The organism is Shewanella sp. Scap07 (assembly GCF_013394145.1).
GTDB lineage: Bacteria > Pseudomonadota > Gammaproteobacteria > Enterobacterales > Shewanellaceae > Shewanella > Shewanella waksmanii.
This window is the reverse complement of sequence record NZ_CP041329.1, coordinates 3169240-3190960: the sequence shown is the minus strand read 5'-3', so window position 1 is coordinate 3190960 and position 21721 is coordinate 3169240. Positions and strand designations below refer to the sequence as shown.

At 42.2% G+C, this 21721-nt stretch carries 12 protein-coding genes; 10 read left to right on the top strand and 2 right to left on the bottom strand.

Annotation, left to right across the window (positions count from 1 at the left end; translation table 11 throughout):
- Positions 1-29 precede the first annotated feature (29 nt).
- The 8 genes from FLM48_RS13925 to FLM48_RS13890 all read left to right on the top strand — a co-directional run bounded on the left by FLM48_RS13925 (position 30) and on the right by FLM48_RS13890 (position 8770).
- A complete protein-coding gene (locus FLM48_RS13925; RefSeq protein ID WP_179025045.1) occupies positions 30-989 on the top strand; it encodes a GDP-L-fucose synthase in 960 nt (319 codons plus the stop codon).
- A gap of 13 nt (positions 990-1002) precedes the next feature.
- Positions 1003-1899 (top strand): hypothetical protein, encoded by an 897-nt coding sequence (locus FLM48_RS13920; protein WP_179025044.1) that lies wholly within the window; start codon positions 1003-1005, stop codon positions 1897-1899.
- A 112-nt stretch (positions 1900-2011) separates the two neighbouring features.
- On the top strand, positions 2012-3436 hold the full coding sequence (locus FLM48_RS13915; RefSeq protein WP_179025043.1) for a phosphomannomutase: 1425 nt from the start codon (positions 2012-2014) through the stop codon (positions 3434-3436).
- A 20-nt stretch (positions 3437-3456) separates the two neighbouring features.
- Positions 3457-3918, top strand: coding sequence for a GDP-mannose mannosyl hydrolase (locus FLM48_RS13910; protein WP_179025042.1), 462 nt, complete (start codon positions 3457-3459; stop codon positions 3916-3918).
- Positions 3919-4140: 222 nt separating this feature from the next.
- Positions 4141-4884 carry a hypothetical protein gene (locus FLM48_RS13905; protein ID WP_179025041.1) on the top strand — a complete coding sequence of 248 codons (744 nt, stop codon included), beginning with the start codon at positions 4141-4143 and terminating at the stop codon, positions 4882-4884.
- Between the two features lie 19 nt (positions 4885-4903).
- Complete coding sequence (locus tag FLM48_RS13900; RefSeq protein ID WP_179025040.1) at positions 4904-5791, top strand: hypothetical protein; 888 nt, start codon at positions 4904-4906, stop codon at positions 5789-5791.
- Positions 5791-7926 (top strand): glycosyltransferase, encoded by a 2136-nt coding sequence (locus FLM48_RS13895; RefSeq protein WP_179025039.1) that lies wholly within the window; start codon positions 5791-5793, stop codon positions 7924-7926. The genes FLM48_RS13900 and FLM48_RS13895 overlap by 1 nt, the downstream gene beginning before the upstream one ends.
- Before the next feature lies 1 nt (position 7927).
- Positions 7928-8770 (top strand): glycosyltransferase family 2 protein, encoded by an 843-nt coding sequence (locus FLM48_RS13890; RefSeq protein WP_179025038.1) that lies wholly within the window; start codon positions 7928-7930, stop codon positions 8768-8770.
- A 155-nt stretch (positions 8771-8925) separates the two neighbouring features.
- Here FLM48_RS13890 and FLM48_RS13885 read toward each other — a convergent pair whose 3' ends face one another.
- Both FLM48_RS13885 and FLM48_RS13880 read right to left on the bottom strand, forming a co-directional pair.
- Positions 8926-10221, bottom strand: a complete 1296-nt coding sequence (locus FLM48_RS13885) for a tail fiber domain-containing protein (RefSeq protein WP_179025037.1) — start codon at positions 10219-10221, stop codon at positions 8926-8928.
- Positions 10222-10279: 58 nt separating this feature from the next.
- Positions 10280-10723, bottom strand: a complete 444-nt coding sequence (locus FLM48_RS13880; protein WP_179025036.1) for a hypothetical protein — start codon at positions 10721-10723, stop codon at positions 10280-10282.
- Positions 10724-11074: 351 nt separating this feature from the next.
- Here FLM48_RS13880 and FLM48_RS13875 point away from each other — a divergent pair, with 351 nt between their 5' ends.
- Both FLM48_RS13875 and FLM48_RS13870 read left to right on the top strand, forming a co-directional pair.
- Complete coding sequence (locus FLM48_RS13875; protein ID WP_179025035.1) at positions 11075-18397, top strand: putative Ig domain-containing protein; 7323 nt, start codon at positions 11075-11077, stop codon at positions 18395-18397.
- A 119-nt stretch (positions 18398-18516) separates the two neighbouring features.
- Complete coding sequence (locus FLM48_RS13870; RefSeq protein ID WP_179025034.1) at positions 18517-21708, top strand: CRTAC1 family protein; 3192 nt, start codon at positions 18517-18519, stop codon at positions 21706-21708.
- Positions 21709-21721 lie beyond the last annotated feature (13 nt).

Genomic DNA, 21721 nt, shown 5'->3' with positions numbered 1-21721 from the left:
GCAAAGATGGTTTAAAAGTAGGGTTGTAAATGAAAAAAGTATATGTAGCTGGTCATAGAGGTATGGTTGGCTCTGCAATCGTCAAACAACTAGAGTTGCAAAACGATGTAGAGTTAATTGTACGTACCAGAGAAGAGCTTGATCTAACCAATCAGCAAGCTGTACGAGCTTTTTTTGAAAAAGAGAGTATTAGTGAAGTATATTTAGCCGCTGCAAAGGTGGGTGGCATTCATGCTAACAACGTTTTTCCTGCAGATTTTATTTATGAAAATCTGATGATTGAATGCAATATTATCCATGCTGCGCATGTATGTGGTGTACAAAAGCTATTGTTTTTAGGCTCATCTTGCATTTACCCTAAGTTGGCAGCACAACCCATGAGCGAATCGACACTATTAACCGGTACGTTAGAGCCGACTAATGAGCCCTACGCGCTGGCTAAAATTGCCGGTATCAAGCTGTGTGAAAGTTATAATCGCCAACATGGACGAGATTATCGTTCTGTAATGCCGACTAATTTGTACGGGCCGCATGATAATTTCCACCCTGAAAACTCTCATGTCATCCCGGCCTTATTACGCCGTTTTCACGAAGCCAAGGTTCGTGGTGATTCAGAGGTGGTGGCGTGGGGGAGCGGTACGCCCATGCGAGAGTTTTTACATGTTGATGATATGGCTGCAGCATCAATTCATGTGATGGAGTTGGATAAAGAGACATATGATGAAAACACTGAGCCAATGCTGAGTCATATTAATGTAGGTACGGGTGTAGATTGCACTATTCGTGAATTGACCGAAACGGTTGCCAAGGTCGTCGGATTTGAAGGTAAAATTATTTGGGATACTTCGAAACCAGATGGAGCACCACGTAAGTTAATGAGTGTTAAGCGACTTGCTGATTTAGGTTGGCAATATAGCTTTTCTTTGCAAGAGGGCTTAGCAGACGCTTATCAATGGTTTTTAGAAAACCAAGATAAGTGTAGGGGTTAAATACAGCGCCGATATGAATGGAATAAGTGGTGAGGCGCGGTTAACGATTCATATCGGCATGCCGAAAACAGCAACAACCAGTATTCAACGTGCGTTGTTTAAAAATAGTGAGTTGTTATTAAGCCAAGGTATAGACTACTGCCCAGAGCTATGCGGTATAGGGATGTTTGATAATGCCGCTGCACATCATGCTATAGCTACCTACTTATGTAACCCCTCGGCTTGGAATTATCAACAAATAGATGAAACATTAATTGAACGCGCGTTCCGCAAACCTGGTGAGTTGTTGATTAGTTCAGAAGGTTTTAGTATTGCGAATGAGAAGCAAATAAATCTACTAACACATAAATGGAAAGCGCCCGAAAGTCGAAGGGTTGTTATCGTTGTTCGTGATGAGTTCAGTTATATTAAGTCGTTGTGGATGCAAGCGATCAAAACGGGTCATCACTTATTAACCTTCAAACAGTTCTACTTAAACTATAAGAAAAGCAGAAAGCCAATATCAACTCGTCTTGGTCCCTGGCGCAACTGCGGGTATGAAATTAAGGCACTAAGGTACGAAAGTTTGATTTCTAAGGAGCAAGATGTCGCATTAGCCTTTGTCTCCGCATTGTATAACATATCACTCGAAGATAATTGGCTGTTAACTAAAAGAGCTAATGTTTCGCCTTCTTTTGCATGCGTTGATAATTATCGTAGTGTGATGGATTTATTGCTCCCCCAAAGTGCAAAGCAATATTTTTGCAATAATTTGCATCCCCATAAGCGTATAAAAATTCATGATTTTTATTGTGGGATAGGTTTACTTAACAAATGGCAATCATACTTTTCAAAAAGCGATGACTTAGCGTTTGTTAAACAGGATTTATCTGCTTTACCCAGTATTTACGATATTGATTTAGAATATTGATTTATTGAGACGAAGAGTATGTGATAGTACTTTTTGCGTTGCTAGGGTTTTGATTCAGTGCCATTTTCTCTAAAGTTAGCGACGTAGTTTGTTAGGAGGTTTTGAGGTAGTTATGTATAACAGTATTAAAGTTATCAGTGAAAGTGGTGTGCAATTTGGTACGAGTGGTGCAAGGGGGTTGGTGACACAATTTTCTTCTCCAGTATGTGCGGCTTTCGCCCACGCATTTATTGATGTAATGAAGCGTAACTTTGAGTTCAAACAACTTGCTTTGGCCATTGATAACCGCCCTAGCAGTTATGCAATGGCCATCGCATGCGCCAATGCATGTTTGCAGGTTGGTATCGAGCCCGTTTATTACGGTGTGATCCCTACACCAGCGCTTGCGTATAAATCGATGCAAGATAATATGCCGTGTATCATGATAACCGGCAGCCATATTCCTTTTGATCGTAACGGCCTTAAGTTTTATCGCCCCGATGGGGAAATATCTAAGGCTGACGAAAAAGCAATTGTATCAGCTGATATCGATTTTGACATTAACAGTCATATAGCTGAGTTGCCCGTTTGTGAGGGGGCAAAGTTAGCTTACATCGAACGGTATACGTCTTTGTTTTCAAAAGACGCGCTTGCAGGCAAAAGCATTGGTATTTATGAGCATTCTAGTGCTGGTCGAGATCTTTACGCTGACATATTTTCGAGCCTTGGGGCTGAGGTTACCTCGTTAGGCCGTACGAACGAATTTATACCGATTGACACCGAAGCGGTAGCAAAAGAAGACGATAAAAGAGCACGTAGTTGGTCAACACAGTATGGTTTTGATGCAATATTTTCAACCGATGGTGATGGTGATAGGCCCCTAATTGCTGATGAAAAAGGACATTGGCTTCGTGGTGATATTTTAGGGTTATTGTGTGCAAAAGCGATTAAGTCCGGTGCAGTTGTCGTCCCAGTTAGTTGTAATACGGCGATAGAAACAAGTCAGTGTTTTAATCATGTCGAGCGGACGCGTATCGGCTCACCCTATGTTATTGCCGAGTTTACTGAGCTTGCTAATAAATTTAACAGTGTTTCAGGCTTTGAAGCAAACGGTGGTTTTTTGTTGGCGAGTGACATTGAAGTAAATGGTCAGTCGTTAAAAGCACTGCCGACAAGAGATGCAGTGTTGCCTGCCATTATGTTATTAGCCTCAGCTAACAAACAACCTGTCTCTGCACTTGTAGGCGAGTTACCTAAACGTTTTACAGCCAGTGATCGTATTCAAAACTTCGCTACCGAGAAAAGCTTGCAAGTATTATCTTATGGCTTATCAAATCCTGAGCAATTAGTTGAACAGCTAGGTTTTGATGGGTACAGCATTAGTAAACTCGACTCTACGGATGGCTTACGTATCACCTTGGATAATGACTCAATTATTCATCTACGACCATCCGGAAATGCGCCCGAACTACGCTGTTATGCTGAAGCTGAAAGTATAATTGAAGCTGAAAGACTCGTTGCTCAAAGTTTGTCTAAAGTACAGCATATACAGCTGTAATATCAAGAAGTGATGACAGTATGTATTTGGACGAGCAGACATTTAAGATGATCATTGATTCTACCCCATTAGTTTCTATTGATTTGTTAATTAAAAATAGTGAAGGAAAGTACTTACTTGGCTACCGCAATAACCGACCTGCAAAAGGGTTTTGGTTTGTACCCGGTGGACGAATTTTAAAGGATGAAAGCATAGATAGTGCTTTTACAAGGCTATGTAAAAATGAGCTGATGATTGATATCGACATGCAGCAAGCACATCTTATTGGCGTGTTTGATCACTTTTACGATGATTGTGTATTTGGTAAGGGTGTGAGCACTCATTATGTTGTTTTAGGTTACCAGTTAGATATTAACCTTGATATCGGTGCTTTACCAAAGGAGCAACATAACCGTTATGCGTGGTTCAGTAAACAAGCAATGTTGAATAGAGAGGATGTTCATATGCACAGCAAATGGTATCTTGAGCCTCTAAGCCGTTAAGTAGGTTCTACTTTAATTCGATCATAATCCATAACGAAAAGCATCAATACTTTTGGTACTTGAATAGGTACAATGACTTGTATTTTATCTCCAAAATTTAGCTGCTAAGTGGAAAACGCTAAGCCTTAATTGTTGAACATTAGTTAGTTGGACAGTGGCTTACTCGTGTTCACTAGCATTTCAATTGGTCTTTAACCGTAATCAACATAGGTTTTATTAGTCATGTCAGTACAACATGAAGAGCATAATGAACTCATAGAAGATATTTGTTACCTAGAGCACCTTATTAGTGCTGAAAAGCAAGATATTAAAGCAAGAATGCTCGCAAGAATTGGCAACGCAGATTCTATAGAAGATAAGGTCGATGTACTTAGCGATGAGATAGCACATACATTGGCTACAATGTCTGCACGAATCCAAATTGTGGAAAAAACACTAGTTTCTGGGACAGGCTTGCAGCCCATCAAGGCTGGGGGTGAAGCTACTGCCGGTTTTAACGTTGAGCCTGGGCGCCCACGGGCTAAGGTAGATTTATTGGAAACGGTTAAGTTATCCATAGCAGATATTGCCAAGCGAAATAACTTGTACGGCTTGCAACATGATTCAAAAGGTCTTCCTTTTTGTGCAATCCGCCCAGATACGGAAATCAATTTTGTACTGCCTGTGGCTCGAAATAAAACGCAGACACTCGCTGTCAATTTGCTTGGTGAGTCAGATGAATCATTGATGAAGAAAGTTGAGTTTTCGATTGATGGTCATCAGCTACCGCATAAACTAAAGATTGTTGAGGGAACTCTTCGCCTTATTTGTTATTTACCTCGTAGTAAAACTAAAAATAAAACCTATGTCTCAATTGTTTTCCCTAAAGCGACTGCCGATGCTGACTATATAGTGAAGCTTTCAGATGTAAATTGTGTGCCCAAATTGTCTGTTGTTGATTACTTGAAAAAACAAGCCAAGCGCTAACGCAAAGGCGAAGAGTATTATGTTAAAAAATGCAGTGAGCTTCATTAAACGTAGAATAACCAAGCAGGAAAGATCACAATATCTAAATTCGTTTATCGAGCAATGCTTGTTGGACGCCAGCGGTAATAGCAGAATGCTTGCTAAAGGCCGAATTGCTGAGGCGGATGCCAATATGTTGATTTCGTTTCCGCGTAGCGGTAATGGTTGGGTGAGAATTGTGTTAGGTGTATACCATGCTATTGCGAGTGATAAGCATTTTAGCCTAGCAGAGCTTTCTCAGTTTAAAACTTATTCTTTGTTTGATAAAACGGGCATTAAAACCAGTGTTTTTGGTTTAAAGGAAGAAAAGGAAATCCCTTTGGATTTCTATATTCCTGATTTATATCAATATGATAGGTTAAAGCGGAAACGACAAGAATTTCTTACACCTTCAATAGTTGATGTTACTACATTACCTATTTATAAAACCCACCATCTTTGCCCCTTCGGTGCATCATATCAATCAATCGGCATAATAGTGCGGGAACCAGAAGCAAGCGTTTTATCGGCATCATTGCTAATGGAGCCGGACTTACTTTCGATGAGTGATGCAGAGATTCACGAAATTGTTAGCTATTATCTCTCTGCATATATTAAGTACTTGGATAATTACCAGCAACTCTATCACGCAGGGAAAGTGAATTTGATATTTCACGACACGGTTGTCGATGATCTAACTGCTTGGATCACTAAAATGTATCCAGCAAGTGATAAAAGAGACGTTAAAAGTACATTGTCGGCTATCGTGACCAAGTTTCCATTAAGATCAGGATTTAACAAAGAGATTAAGTCGAGAGTCGACTTAACATTGTTTGCAGATTACCAGAAGGCAGTGGAGTTGTTTACGACTCTGCAAGGGGAAGGTTAATGGCTATTTTTCAGTGGCCAAAAATTTCGGTAATTACTCCATCATATAATCAAGGTGAGTATATAGAGCAGACTATTTTGTCTGTTTTGGATCAAGAGTATCCAAATTTAGAGTATATCATCATAGATGGTGGTTCTGATGATGAAACCGTATCAGTCATTAGGAAGTATCAATCACAAATAAGCTATTGGGTGAGTGAGCAAGATCGCGGACAAAGCCATGCAATTAACAAAGGCTTTCAACGAGCATCAGGAGATATTTATTGCTGGTTAAATAGCGATGATCAGTTTGCACCGAATGCGCTAAAGACGGTAGCACTGGCTTTTATGGAAAAGCAAGTTGATATGGTCGCGGGCATTTGTGAAGTTTATCAAGATGACAAGCTAGTGCATCGCCACTTTACATCTTGTGCTGACGGGGTATTACCTCTAAATGATATACTTGATTTAGACAACGGCTGGAATGCCGGACAGTTCTTCTATCAGCCAGAAGTGTTTTTTAGCCGTGAAATATGGCTACGTGCTGGGGGGCATGTGAATGAGTCTTGCTATTACAGTATGGACTATGAGTTGTGGTGTCGTTTTGCTCTAAATCGCGCTGAATTGGTGGGTATTGGCGTACCACTTGTTCATTTTAGAACGCATGAGCAACAAAAAACTGCAGATGAGCAGGCATTCAAGCAAGAGTTAGTCAGTGTACGCGATAAATTTATCGATGATAATGATATCGAGTGGAAGGGAAGTAAACGCCCAAGGGTCAATTGGGGTATTAAGTTAAAAGTGGCCTTTGTTAACGATTTAGGCTACAAATTCGGCGCCGGTGTTGCCCAACTTCGCATAGCTGGTGCGTTTGATCTTGCGCAGCAACAAACAGCTGTGTTTGACTTACTAAACTACCAACAAGCTGATGGCAGCTTTACCAATCTATTTGAGAGTATCGAACGCTTCGATCCAGATTTGATTATTTTTGGTAACTTACATGCTGTGACACCTGATAATATCTCCGTACTTCAAGTACTTGAAAAGCTCTACTCATGCTATTGGGTGACTCATGATTTTTGGCTGTTATCTGGTAGGTGTCCGTACCCAATGCAATGTGAACAAATACTTTCAGGCTGCAATCATACTTGTCCAACAAAAGAGCAGTATCCTCAAGTAGCCGAGAGCAACATCTCGAAGTCTTGGTTTGATAAACACCGATTTCTTGAGCAAGCGCAGCACTTTAATATACTTGCTAATTCTAAGTGGGCCCAACAGCAGTTCAAAAAAAGTATCAATAATAGCCAGGTGCCTATTTCTACATTTCGCCTTGGAGCACCCGTAGAAATATTTTTACCGCAAGATAAGTTGGCTGCGAAACAGGAAGTTAGGGGCGCTCCAGAATCATTCACTATAGCTTTTAGCGTATCCTCATTAAGTGATGAGCGAAAAGGCGGATCTATATTGCTCGAAGCGCTTAGTTCTCTTAGTGAGCATGATATAACAGTATTACTTATTGGCAGAATGGACATTGAGTGGCAACTGGATAATGTCAACGTTATCTCTTTAGGTTACGTTGATGATGTTAAAAAGCTCACTACAGCGCTTTGTGCCGCGGATGTATACGTTGGGCCAAGTTCAGCAGAGACGTTTGGGCAGGTGTTTGTTGAGGCGGCTTTGTGTGGGACACCTAGTATTGGCTTTAGTGGCAGTGGTGTTGACGATGCGATCATTGATGGTATTACTGGTTTAAAAGTAAATCATTATGATTATCAATCCTTAGCAGAGGCATTGGTTAAGATTAAAACAGATCACCAGTTAAGAGACACTATAAGCGAATTGGCTCCATTATACGCGCGGGCGTTTTTTTCATTAGAAGCTAGCTATCGTAGTATTTTCAATGTGCTAGACTGCCATGGCCACATAGACCGTACTAAGGCGCCTCATAAAATAAGCTTTTCTGCAACCAGTGAACTAGTGAGCTTTGGAACAAAAGGGTGGGTTTCGTTGCCAATTCTGGCACGTATCAATTGCCAGCTAAAATTATGCTTTAACCTAGGGATAGGTTTGTTTTCACCTAAGTTTACGGCAAAAGTTCGCAAAGCTCTACCTAATTGGTTGGAAAGAAAGCTTATGCAGTGGCTGTTAGGGCGTTAAGATGAGGCCACTAATACATACTCAACTAGCATCACAAGGTGATCAGCGAGGCGAGAAGTACGCAAACCAAGTCACAGAGTTATCCATAGAGCCGGGTCAAGAAGCTCGGCCGCTTATCACTGTTGTTGTGCCGTCTTTTAATCAAGGCCAGTTCCTAGAGGCTGCATTGTTATCAATATTTGAGCAAAACCTTCCAATTGAGGTATTTGTTATGGATGGGGGGTCAACAGACAACTCGATAGAAGTGATTAAGCGTTACGAGGATCAGTTAACCGGCTGGCGTAGCCACAAGGATGATGGCCAATCAGCGGCTATTAATGAAGGTGTTGCGCTAGGTAGCGCGCCTTATGTTTGTTGGCTAAATTCTGATGATTTTTATTACCCAAATGCGCTTCATTCGCTTTATAACCGGATAGCGTTCTCAAATGCGCCTTTTGTATATGGTAAATGTTGGACGACATCAGAGAATGGCACCAAGACAGTGCCGTATTTAACTTTACCCTTTATTGGCTATTTGTTTGCTAATTATTGCTTTGTTTGTCAGCCAGGTACTTTGATTCGGCGCAGTGATTGGGAGCGTGTATCAGGTTTAGATGAGAAGCTGCAAATGGCAATGGATTACCAATTATGGTGGAAGTTAGTTAATCTGGCGGGAAAACCTGATTATTGTAAAGAGTTTGTCGCCGCAACACGCTCACATGAGAATACAAAGACACATAATAACGGTCGACTGCATTACCAAGAGTCGATGACGGTAGTTAAACAGTATTGGGGGCGTGTACCGTTGAAATGGTTCATAACATTGCCCTTAATGAATTTACTGAGAAGATTGAGGGTTATATAAATTAGTTTCAGTATTTATCATCATCACCAAGCGTTTGAATAGGTGAACGGCAGCAATACTGAAGAAAATACTTTTTAATTATTGGTGGTTGCTTTAAATTAATTAGGAGGGGCCTCGCCCCTCCTTTAACCTAGTAAAATTGGCTACCACTTGGCTTACTTTTGCGCCTCCAATTTAGCTAGCCTTGCTTCAAGAGCTTTTATTTGGGCATCTTTTTCCATTGTTAACTCATATAAAGCCTTTGAAGCAGCTAATGATACACCAGCAGAATCGACAGCTGATATATGTTTGTCGCTATCTCCTAAACCAAAGAGTTGGTAAAACTGTTGTGCCATCGGTCCCATATGGACATTATCAGTATTTTGTGACTTGTAATTCCAAGTTGAAATACTTAGCTTAGCGAGAGCCTGTAAAACACTTGATGAGTCCACATTAACGAAGTTTTCTTTCTTATTAACATCGGAAGTTAGCAAAACATTGTTAGCTGTTACGTCACCTTTCATTTTTAGGTTACCTGAACCGTCTACAGTTAGCACAATTTGCGCAGTACCGTCTGCATTGGTTGAAAGTGTAAAGGTGTTATCCGGTGAGCGATTACCTATGTGCCACTGAGTATTATTATCTGTGTTGCTGTAGGTAACAAAGTTGCTGCCTTTATTACTCATAACGATAGGTTGAGCGTGAATGGAGGCTGCATTCGTGTTATTTAATGCTAGTAAAGTATCTGTGCCAGTAGGATCCCAGCCAGCGTGATTGTAATTGGCTGTAATCTTGCCATTAGTTACCAATAAATCACCGCTTTCAATATCCAATGCTGCATCAGGAGAGGCATCACCCAAGCCTATATCCCCGTCAGTATCGATATACAATGAATTTTGAGGCGCACCAGGTCTAATTCGAAATGGCAGGCTTGAGCCGTTAGTCGCATCTCGAATAAAGAAGTTGGTTTCATTACTTGCCACATCCCAAATTTGTGGTGTGAAGCCCGAGCTGCCATCTTGTTCTAAGCGTAAAGTTGGAGAATCACCAGACTTTATATGTAACTCTACAAGCGGGGTATTGGTGCCAAGGCCAACGTTTCCGCTACTATCTAAGTAAAGAGCGTGGTTAGGTGAGCCGGCTTCAACCGTAAATGGGACTCTTCCGCCGTCTATATCGTCAATCGAGAATTTATTTGCGCCACCATTGGAACTATCATTCGCTGTTAACTGCCAATCGTTAGAAGGAAAACTTGCACTGGCACTAGTGTCTTGAAACTTTATACGTACATTGTTTTCTTTCAATCTTATCGTATCAAAACCAAAAGATTCACCATTCACACAATCTTGGCCTACACAATTGCTTCCATTGATAATTAAGTCATCTAGAATCACTTGGTCTGCTAACGTCGTCGAAGAGATTGCAAGAGTAAGTGGCAACAGGGTGAGTGCGCCTAGTTTTATATAATTCATGGTCTGTTACCTTAGTTTTTCTTACTGCTTGGTGAGTTTTATTATTGGTTGCTAACACTTAATGGTTAGCGTTGTTACTGCTTGGGCTAATGAGCTCATTTTCAGCGGTTGTCGCTAGAAACTCATTATCTTTGACATTAAAGTGGCCGCTTTTTACTTCCACTTTACCTAGATTTCTGACGGCATTTTCACGCCCTGTTTTACTATCTGTAATAAATTCAACTCCGCCATTGTTGGCGTATTGAATTTCATACTTGTAGTGACCATCAGCAAGGTCACCTAGTTTGTCAAAATCGAGTTCTGCTTCTTTAGTATCTATCAGCAGTTGGTTTTGGTAACCATTCGGTCCAGAAATTGTTACAGTCGCGATGTCGTATTCAAACTCATAGACATCGATATCGAGTTCACTGGCACTTGCAACAATCGACTTGTCAGCCGCAAATACTGAATGACTAATACAGAGCATTGATATTGCTAAAGCAGCTAATACAGAATTATTCATATTTCTACCTTAAATAGACGAATAGGTTAATTTTAACCAATGTGCAACATATTGCAAAGCTTTGTGTCAAAAAACTGGCATTGGTAAAACCAGTTGAAATATTAATTCTCAAAGTCATTATTGTGGTTTTAATGTCGCCCAACGATGAGCGCAACTTAAGTTGTTGTATTTTCTGAGTTTACACCTTGGTTGCATTGTGGTTCGTTTCACTTATTACCTTAATAACCGCTAATATAATAGTACCATAATCTCTACACACTTTTGAAAAAACTGTTACTATTATGTTTCAGGTGTGTTGGTTAAAATGCGAGCTGAATAAGTACTTTGCAGTATTTTATAAAGGATATTTCGATGATTGGTTTATTTGATAGTGTAAAGTGTGGCCAGGGGTTACCAAGACTAGTGATTAGCTCTGTTTTGCTTTTTTTTGCGACTTCTACTTGGGCTAATTCTGATGACATTAGCTTAAGCTCTGCAGTGACTAATAGCAGTGTCGCTGACGGCAATATAAGTACAGTTACCTACACGGTAACGACTATGAATGGCCAAAATGCCACTGACATCGAATTTTTAGCTAATTTACCAGCAGGCCATTTGATTGCCACAGAGCCTTTTGCAACCACAACATGTACTGATGGTAGCTTCACTGCTGCCGCGGGTACCAGTTCGTTTTCGGCTTCTAATTATCGCTTGGGTTCAGACAGTAGCTGTACGTTCTCATTTAATGTTGAGGTGACGCAAACTGGCAATATTGTCAGCACAGCATTTAATTCAAGTTTAGGGACCTCTGCCGATACTTCTGAAACGATTACAGTAGATACTGACTCGGTAAAAGTGAGTTTATCTGCATCGCCGGCGCTTATCTCTGTCGGTAATATTAGCACCTTACATTTTGACTTCGATAATCCATCAGCGTCCATGGTATTTAGTTTTAGCGCTAAAGTAGACTTGCCGATTGGGTTAACTATCGCTCCTAACCCTAATTTTACCCAAGATTGTTTATCACCATTTACACTTTCTGAGGCTGCCGGAGCGAGCTCTATCTCGCTATCTAGTGGCGCTGTTGGGGCTTCGGCTGCATGTAGACTATCGATCGATGTTCTTGCTGACCGAGCGGGGGATTTTGATATACAAACGGGCGTTATTTCGACATTTACTCCTAACAAAACGATCGGTAAAGCAAGTGCTAACCTCGTTGCCAAACGTGAATTTGTTAATTTAGTCTTTGAACCACTACTTGTGCAGCCTAGTGGTAGTGCTGATTTAAACGTAACAATCACTAACTTCAACCGCAGCTTCGCAGCGTCAGATATTACTTTTACTAATAATCTACTGGTTTCAGATGACCCGGATGCACCGGCTACTACGGTGCAATTATCAGCATCAGCAACGCCTATTGCTGATGTTTGTGGTGCAGGCTCTACGTTGTCTGGGTCGCAAACGATAACATTGTTAGGTGCTCAGCTTGGCGTGGGAGAGTCATGTACGTTTACCGTACCCGTCAGCGTTCCCGCGGACGCTATTAGTGGTTTTTATCTTAATAAGGTCACTGGCGTATCAGCCATGGTTGATGGTCAAGTAGAGATATTTCCAGATGTGACTAATGGTTTGAGTATTTCTAATGCACCAGCACTCAGTATGCAGGTGTTAACCGCGCCGTTTACAGCTAAAGATGATGTGACGCTGCGTTATAATTTGGAGAATATAGACGCGGATAATACCGCATCAGCTATCAGTTTTGCTACTCGTTTAGGCGGAACTGAAGTGATTAACCCCGCTGCAGTAACGCTGCCCGCAAGTGGGTTTTGTGGCGCAGGTTCAAGTGCGTCCTTGTTTATTAATTCTGATATTTGGTATTTGAATGTATCCAATGCAAGTTTAGCTGGAGGCGCAAATTGTAGTTTTGATCTGATTGTTGCTTTAGCTGATGATGTAAGATCTGGTGAATACAGCTATAGTGCTGAAACAATTTCAGCAACCATAAACGCTGATACGGTCACTAGTGGTAATCCGTCAGCGAGCGTAGCCTTTAATGTAGAATCTGCGCCGCGATTATCACTGTCATTTGTCGATGATGTGGTCACACCTGGGGCGGCAGCTGAATTAAAAGTTCGTCTGCATGCGAGTGATGGTAGCAGTGCAGATGCCAGTAACGTTGGTTTTACGCTCGATTTAAACAGTGGCTTTGCAGGTCTTGTTGCGACAGGTTTGCCAAGCAATGATGTATGTGGCTCTGGCTCATCAATTAGCGGCGTAAGCACACTTAGTTTTAGTGGAGGGACGGTGGCTCCAGGCGAGGATTGTGAGTTTACTGTTCCCTTACAATTACCCTCTGATACAGTTGGTTCCTACACGTTAACAAGTTCAGAAGTAGCGGCAACCATTGCTGGCAGCGCAGTAAATTCACCACTATCTTCAACATCACTCACTGTATCCGGTTTGTCATTTACCAAAAGCTTTGTGACCAATCCAGTGAGAGTCGGTACGGCTGGTACCAATGTAGATTTAACCTACCTTCTCACTAATGCGGTAGGAGCTGATGATGCGACTAGTATTAACTTCACCGAATCTTTTAGCAATACCGCCTCTGGAATTACCATAGTTTCAGCCGACCAAAGCGCTTTTTGTGGTGCAGGTTCGTCTGCTGTTGCTGCTGGCTTTTTGTTGGCTGTAAATGATGTGGAAGTGAATAACGGATCTCAATGTGCTTTCACCGTTACGCTTAATATCCCTAATACCGTAGCGTCTGGGAGTTACCTTTCACTTTCTAGCAGTTTAACTGCAAACGTGGGTGGGGGACCTGAAGTGCTGTCCCCCGCGGCAGATTTCCTGCAGGTCGACGAGCTGTCAGTGGCTACCTCTATTGACGTTACTAGCCCAACATCCGCTAGTACTATTAACTATGTAGTGAGCTTTTCTACAGATGTGGCTAATTTCGATATTACAGATATTAGTGTGATTAACGGTTCTCTTGCAAACTTTGCTGGTAGCGGAGCGGACTATAGTGTCGAAGTTACGCCTTTGGCTGATGGTGACGTTACGCTGAGCATCGCAGCAGATGTTGCAGATGATGCGGTTGACGCCACCGTTAAAAATATCGCTTCGCAAGCGACTGTATTTGAATATCAGACAGCACCGCTAATACCAACGCCGAGTTTAACACTAGGTGATCCTTCTGTCATTCTTACTAATGCTGGCCCAGTAACGTTTGATATTAGTTATTTAGACGCTGAACAAGTTAACCTTACAGCTGCAGATGTCACGTTAAATCGCACTGGTGATGCAAACGCTGATGTCTCGATTTTAAATGGTGACTCAACAAGCGCACAAGTTAGTTTATCAAACTTAAGTGGTGAAGGCTCAATTGGGATTTCAATTGCTGAAGGTACCGCGAGGTTTAGTACCAATCAGGCTCCAGCTGCAGGGCCAAGTAATGTCTTTGCTGTTGATACCAGTGCTCCTTCCGTTTCCTTGAGTGCAGCAAGTGGCATTCAGTCAGCAGATTTCGTCGTAGATATAGCATTTAGCGAAAATATGTTGGGGTTTGACCAAAGCGATATTGCAGTCACAAATGGTGCGCTTTCAAACTTTGTGGTTACCGATGCGCAAAATTATCAGGTAACCGTGAGCGCCTCAGGGACATTAGATGTCACGTTAAGTATTGCTGCAAATTCGGCGGCAGATTCGGCTACAAATGGTAATACGGTTTCCAATACATTGGTTGTTAGTTATGACGATGAATACCCATCGGCAACAATTACTGGTCCGGTGGGAACAACTGATGCAGCCTTTACTGCCAATATTATCTTTAGTGAAAATGTCACCGGTTTTGATGTGACAGATATAAACATAGTTAATGCAGGGTTAGGTTCGTTCACAATTAGTGACGCAGCGAATTATAGTGTACTTGTTACGCCAACAACTCAGGGAGATGTCACTCTAAATATTGCTGCAAACTTAGCTGTTGACGGTGCAAATAATGGCAATACTGCTGCAATCGAATACCTAGTTAATTACGATTTTAATGATGCTCCCGTGATTTCAGGTGCCCCTGATGTTTCGGTATTTGAAGATGCGGGCTACAATTTTACGCCCACAGCGAGTGATGCTGATACTTTAGATACATTAACTTTTAGTATCGTAAATAAACCAACTTGGGCGAGTTTTAGTAATACGGACGGTACCTTATCTGGAACGCCTTCCAATGATGATGTAGGTACAACATCCTCTATTGTCATCACAGTTTCAGATGGGGCATTAACTACAGATCTAGCGGCATTTGATATTGAGGTTGTCAATAGTAATGATGCACCTCTTATATCAGGAACGCCAGCATCGACGATTAATCAAGACGTTGCATACAGTTTTACACCGACAAGTAGTGATGATGATGTCGGTGATACTCTAGTGTTTAATGTTGTAAATAAGCCTGATTGGGCCACATTTAGTAGCACAGACGGTACGTTGTCAGGTGTACCTAACAATACCGACGTTGGTATCACTAGTGGAATAGTCATTTCGGTTACTGATGGTACAGTGGTTAGTTCCTTGCCGAGCTTCAACATTACCGTCGTTAACGCTAATGATGCTCCTACAATATCAGGTAACCCAGCAACTTCAGTAAGTCAAGGAAGTGATTATAGCTTTACGCCAGTAGCGACAGATATTGATAGCGCTGATGTGTTGAGCTTTAGTATTGTGAATAAACCTGAATGGGCGACTTTTAGCTCAGCTGATGGAACATTAAGTGGTAGCCCTGGCAATGAGGATATAGGGACGACTTCCGGTATTATTATTTCAGTGTCAGATGGCACGGTTTCCGTACCATTACCCGCCTTTAGCATTATCGTGATTAACGTTAACGATGCTCCAGTGATTTCAGGCTCGCCAAGTACGATGGTGAGCGCGGGCAATAGCTATAGCTTCATGCCAGAGGCGTCTGATGCCGATGCGGGTGATAGCCTGAACTTTAGCATTATTAACAAACCGAGCTGGGCATCATTTGATACAAATAGCGGCGCGTTAACCGGTATGCCGAGTAGCGCAGATATAGGTATCACTAGCGGTATTGTAATTTCAGTTTCCGATGGCGTGGAGAGCACAGCTTTAGCCGCTTTTGATATCGAAGTTGTTAATGTTAACGATGCGCCTGACATATCCGGCGTGCCTGCAAACAGTGTACTAGAAGGAGAACTGTATAGCTTTACTCCTACGGTTACAGATGCTGATGAAAACGAGCAACTAACATTTAGTATTGTCAACAAACCGTTATGGGCGATGTTTGATACCCAGTTAGGGACGTTATCTGGTACACCTAGCAACAATGATGTGGGGCAATCCTCAGATATTCAAATAACAGTGACTGACAAAGCTGGCGAGAGTGACTCTTTAGCACCATTTAGTATTGAAGTGATCAATGTCAATAACGCGCCGATATTTACCTCATCACCGGTCACTGAAATTGTTGCCGAGCAAGCCTATCAATACCAATTGACGGCTGAGGATGTGGATATCGCACATACCTTGAGCTTTAGTTTGGTGTCTGGACCGCAGTGGTTGACGATTAGTAATAGTGGTCTAGTTGAAGGTACTGCCCCAGCCGAAAGTATTGGTGAGAGCTTTGCGGTTGTAGTTGGTGTCACCGACGGTCAAATTGATAGCGCAGTATTACAACAATACACGTTAAGGGTCATTGCACCCGGTAATACCGAATTAACGGCCAGTTTATACTTCTCTCCCGCACCGGTAGCGCCTGAGCAGGCTGTAAGCTTGATTGTTGAACTTAACAATACTGGTCTAGCGGATGCGGAATCAGTGACAGCAAATGTGACTTTGTCTGATGACTTGATAATATCCACTGTTCCTTCTCAGTGTAGCAGTGAGGAGCAAGTTATTAGCTGTCAGTTAACTGAGTCGATAGCATCAACCGAGCAGTTTACTGCAACGATAGCGGTTGTTGCAGGCGGGCAATCGGGCTTTGACAGTGCAGAGCTATTGGCTAGCGCCAGCAACGTCGAGGCAGCGGTTTCAGCACAAGCACAACTATTGGTGGCTGAATCGTTAGCAACGATACCAGGGGAGGTGTTATCCAGTAGTCCGGTGGAAATTGGGTACGCAGTTGATATTAATGCTGACGGACTAACCGACTTAGTGAGCTATAACAAAGTCGCTGGCGACATTGAAATATGGCTAAACAATGGTCTTGGCCAGTTGCTGTTAGATAAGGCAATGGCGGCTGACTCTGCAATTAGCGCTTTGCTTGTAGCAGATATTGACGGAGATGGTCATCGCGACGTGATAACGACGGGTGGCTTATCTGGAAGTAATCTAGTGTATCTTCTTGATGGTAGCCAAGCGCTTATCGGCCAAGAGGTTGTTGATGCTGTTGATGCCGACATCGCGGTGGTTACTGATTTATTTGGTAATGGTGATAAGCAGCTCATTTTGGCTGGCATATATCAAACAGAAATCGCAATTTACTCTGGTATAGGCAGTGGTAATACAAGCGTTGAACTTGTTAACTTTTTCGAGTTGGCTCAATTATCGAGTGAGGTCTCTAGTCAATTCTCTAATCAAGCCTTTAATCAAGTAACAAGTAGTGAAGATGTAGGAGCAGCAATTACTAGTGATATAGAGTCAGCAGCAGATTCACATACCGAATCTACTGAGGCAGTCGGTATATCAAGCATTGATGTGGTTGAGATTAATGGCCAAGCCCAACTGTTATTGTCGAGTACGAGTTCTGAGCCGGTGTTGGTGGCGGCAATGGTAGATGGCTGGCAGGCAACCATGGTCAATGGTTTACCTCAAGGTATTGAGAAGCTGCTGACCGCTGATATTGATGGCAATAGTGCCATTGACGGATTCATCTATCATGATGGAGCCTGGTCATTGGTCATCGACTTGTTATCGGATATGTCACAAGTCAGTACTGTGAATTTACCTCAAGCCAACAAGATACTTGTTGCTGATTTGCAAGGTGACGGCACTATTGAGTTGCTGTTTGTGACGTCTCAAGGCGTGAGCATTTGGCATTACTACAGTGTGAATGATATTCGTGTTAGCCCTAGTGTGATTGGTGGTGCCGATATCGCTGAGGTTTTGTTGGTCGATGTAGATTCAGATGGTGACTTGGATGTGGTGACGTTGGACGCGCAGCAAGGCATGAGTTTATGGTTCTTAACTAGTGAAGCCTATTTTGGCGCGCAAGAAGTTGATGTGAGCCTATTTGCCCAAGCACCTAATTTCCCGCAAACAGATAAAGCCGGGCCAGTAGAGTTCATTGTTAGCAATGTTTCCTTGGGAGATGCTAGCCAAGTTGTATTAACCGTTGCAGCCGATTCTGGTATTACATTGAGCCAGTTGCCCAATGGTTGTAGCTTAGCGAATAACGGCATGGTGTGTAATGTGGGTCAGTTAAACGCAACAGAGCAACATGCGATTACCGTCTGGATCACTACAGCCAATGCTGGGAGCTATACACTCACAGGTATGATTGATTCAGCGGAAGCAGACACTAATTCACAAAATGACAGTGTCACCGTTAATCTTGTTGTTCCTGAGCAAGCTGAACAAAGTAGCAGTAGCGGTGCTTTGGCGTGGTACTTAGTGGTACTACTTAGCTTACTTGCCTTGTATCGTTCCAATCTAGTTAGGCGAGCTAAAATTCGATAGACAGGGCAGATAGATGCCGATATCTTCAAGATATCGGCATTTTTCGATTTGGTAGAGAGTAATTCAGTTTTAAATCAATAAAATAATGATATGTCATAACAATGGCAATGGAGATAGGCATGCGCTTGTTAAACTATGGAATTGGATCCGCTGTTAGTTTTACACCAAAATTAAAGCTAAAGCGCTTAGCGTTAAGTAGTTTACTTATCGCCACTTTTACAAACGGCGCATTGGCCAACACCGAATTTGAATTTGCGCCAATTGACGATGGTATTTTGAAACTAATGGGTCAGTTAGAAACTGACAAAGACCCTAAGTGCCATGCGACGGCAACAAGGTTAGAAGGGCTGATATATGGAACGCCCTTAGCCGAGCAAGCAAGATACAGTAAAACTGAATACCAAAAACAGCTAGTAAAATTCATTTGGACTGAAGCGGCAAAACGCTATCCTCAGCAAGATCCTCTCACAAAATCGTCGGTGTCTGAGGCCACTGCCCAGCTATTTACCACAACCTTAGTTAACGGCTCTGTGCCTCAATGGCAGGTGAAGTTAGGCCAGCAGCAGGTAATTATCACTGAGCGTGATCAGCAACATTATGGCTCAATAGCTTACACATTAAGAGCGATGCTCGCGGTGCAGCAAGATGTTTTATTGGATTTTGACTTAGCACTTCCTGAACTATCAGATGAGGCGGCGAATTATATTACTCAGCAAGTTGATTTAGTCACCTTATCATTACTTAAATTAGCAGATGAAAGTGCTCGTGCTGAGGATCAATACGAAGTAAGTGCTAACCATATTGATCGCAGCTGGTTAGCACTGTTTCCAGATTTAGATGTCTCACAAGATCAGCAAGCAACCTCTCAAATACCGGTACAAAATAACACTAAACGTCAGTCTGGTTTATTGATGCCGTTGGTAGAGCAAAAAATTGCAGCTTTCGCCCAATATAATGATGTTAATCAAACACTATTTATTCGTAACCTACAGGTCTATTTTGCCAAATTAGCAATGCCCGAGAGCGAGCAAGCTAAGGCGAGTTTCAAACAATATTTCATTGAGGCGATGATCGCATTTTCGGGTACGCTTTACTTAAACGCGCAAGCCTATGCTCAGCAAACTAAGGGAATTACCATTAAAGAAGCAGATGTTGCTGCGGCGCTGCACAGTGTTCTGCCCCATGATGTCAATGAATATGAAGACGTGATTTTTTATCCGAAATATGCAAAAGATAAGCAAGTGATCATTGAATCTTATGATATGGATGCATTTCGTGATTCAGGTTTGCATTGGGTCTATTTTAAAGAGGCGCTCAATGATGCCAATGACATGATTAAGTTAGAAGCTGACCCCTTTGCGGCAGAGTTATTAAGCGAAGCAATTGCTCACTATGGCGTTCTATTATTACGTGAAGCTGGTACGATTGGCAAGGCGAACCAGCAACAACACTTGTCTGCAGAGTTGGTTGCACAAAGCTACCAACAGATTGACAGCAATATCACTGCGCATACTAAATATCAGCCAGATGAAAGTTTACAGGCGACCATTGTGTCTGCCGACAATAGCAAGACAAAAGATAAAGGTGATGTTCAGTTTTTTGAAAATGTGTCAGTGCAGCAAAATTTTGAAGTAGAGCATCGTTCCTCTGATTGGTTGAGTCGTCAATTACGCAGCTATTTAGAAAAAGATGTGGATACAGGCATTATCACTATTCCGCCAGCATTTGGTGGCAGTGGCATCGCCGCTGAAGATATTAATGGTGATGGACTCACGGATTTGCTGGTGCTTAGTGGTTTAGGCAACAAGCTATTTTTTAATACGGGTAAAGGGTTAGTCGATGTAACCAAAGAATCAGGCTTAGTAAATGTGAGTCGCCGACAAGGTTCCAGCAACAGTGCTGGAGAGCCTAGGCAGCCGCTGATTGCCGACTGGGACAACGATGGCGACCAAGATATTATCATTACTTATGTTGACGAGTTGCACCATGTATACCGAAATGATGGCACGGGTAAATTTGAAGACATCAGTACTGCGACTAATTTAGGTGGTATAGGCGCTGTTGGGGGCCCGGCAACGACTGTTGATGTAAATAACGATGGCCTATTAGATGTTTATATTCAGTATTTTGGCAATTATTTAAAAGGTGATTTACCAACGCTCAAGCGCCGCAACGATAATGGTGGCGAGAATGTACTGTTTATCAACAAAGGTAATTTCAAGTTTGAGCAAGCAGATAAGGCGTTAGGTGCCAACAATAACGGTTGGGGCCAAGCGGTGACCCACGCAGACTTAAACATGGATGGTTGGCAAGATTTGATTGTCGGCAACGATTTCGGTGTCAATGCCTATTATATCAATCAGCAAGGTAAAGGGTTTAGGGATTATGCCGCCAATATTGGTACTAATAAGCCATCTTATACTATGAATTTGAGTTTAAGTGACTTAAACCGTGATGGTATTGCCGATGTTTATGTCTCTAATATTGTGACAATGAATAAAGATCAAAAATACGTATTGCCGAGTGAAGATACCACTGCCGAGTTTAACCCCGATAAGTTAGCCAATATGCGTGTTGTAGAGGGTAACGATCTATTCTTGTCGGCGAAAAATGAAAAAGGTGCACTAAAGTATCAGCACAGCGATTCGGTTGGACGAGGCTATTCAACGACAGGTTGGGCGTGGGATGCGGATTTTTTTGATGTGGACAATGATGGCGATGACGACCTTTATGTACTAAATGGTATGAACGATTACTATGTCTACTCGAAAAAGAACCCTTATTATACTGACCCTATGAGTGGAGAATCAGTTAGTGTGGACTTTCCTGATGCAGCGAAGGCGAGCAATGTATTTTTTATTAACAGCAATGGCAAACTCAACAATGTTTCGGCATTAAGCGGCCTTGATTTTATTGGTAACTCGCGTGCGGCGACATACTTAGATTTGGACAGCGATGGCGATTTAGATGTAGCGGTAAATAACTATCATGATACCGCGCAACTGTTTGCAAATCAGGCGCAAAAGCTCAGTAACAACTGGCTGAAGATTACCTTAGAAGGTTCTCCTCAAAATGGTGTTAACCGAGACGCAATTGGCGCACAAATTATTGTGACAACTGCAAGTGACGGTTACACATGGCGTCAAGTAAACGGTAGCCAAGGCTATATGTCTGTGCACCCGAAAGAACAGCATATTGGTTTAGGTAAAGCGCATCAGGCTAAGGTCAGTATTATTTGGCCAAATGGTAAGCGTCAGCACTTTGATAATGTGGATGCCAATCAAAGTTACATGATCTCTTACCCTAAATAGCCAGTGATGTAAC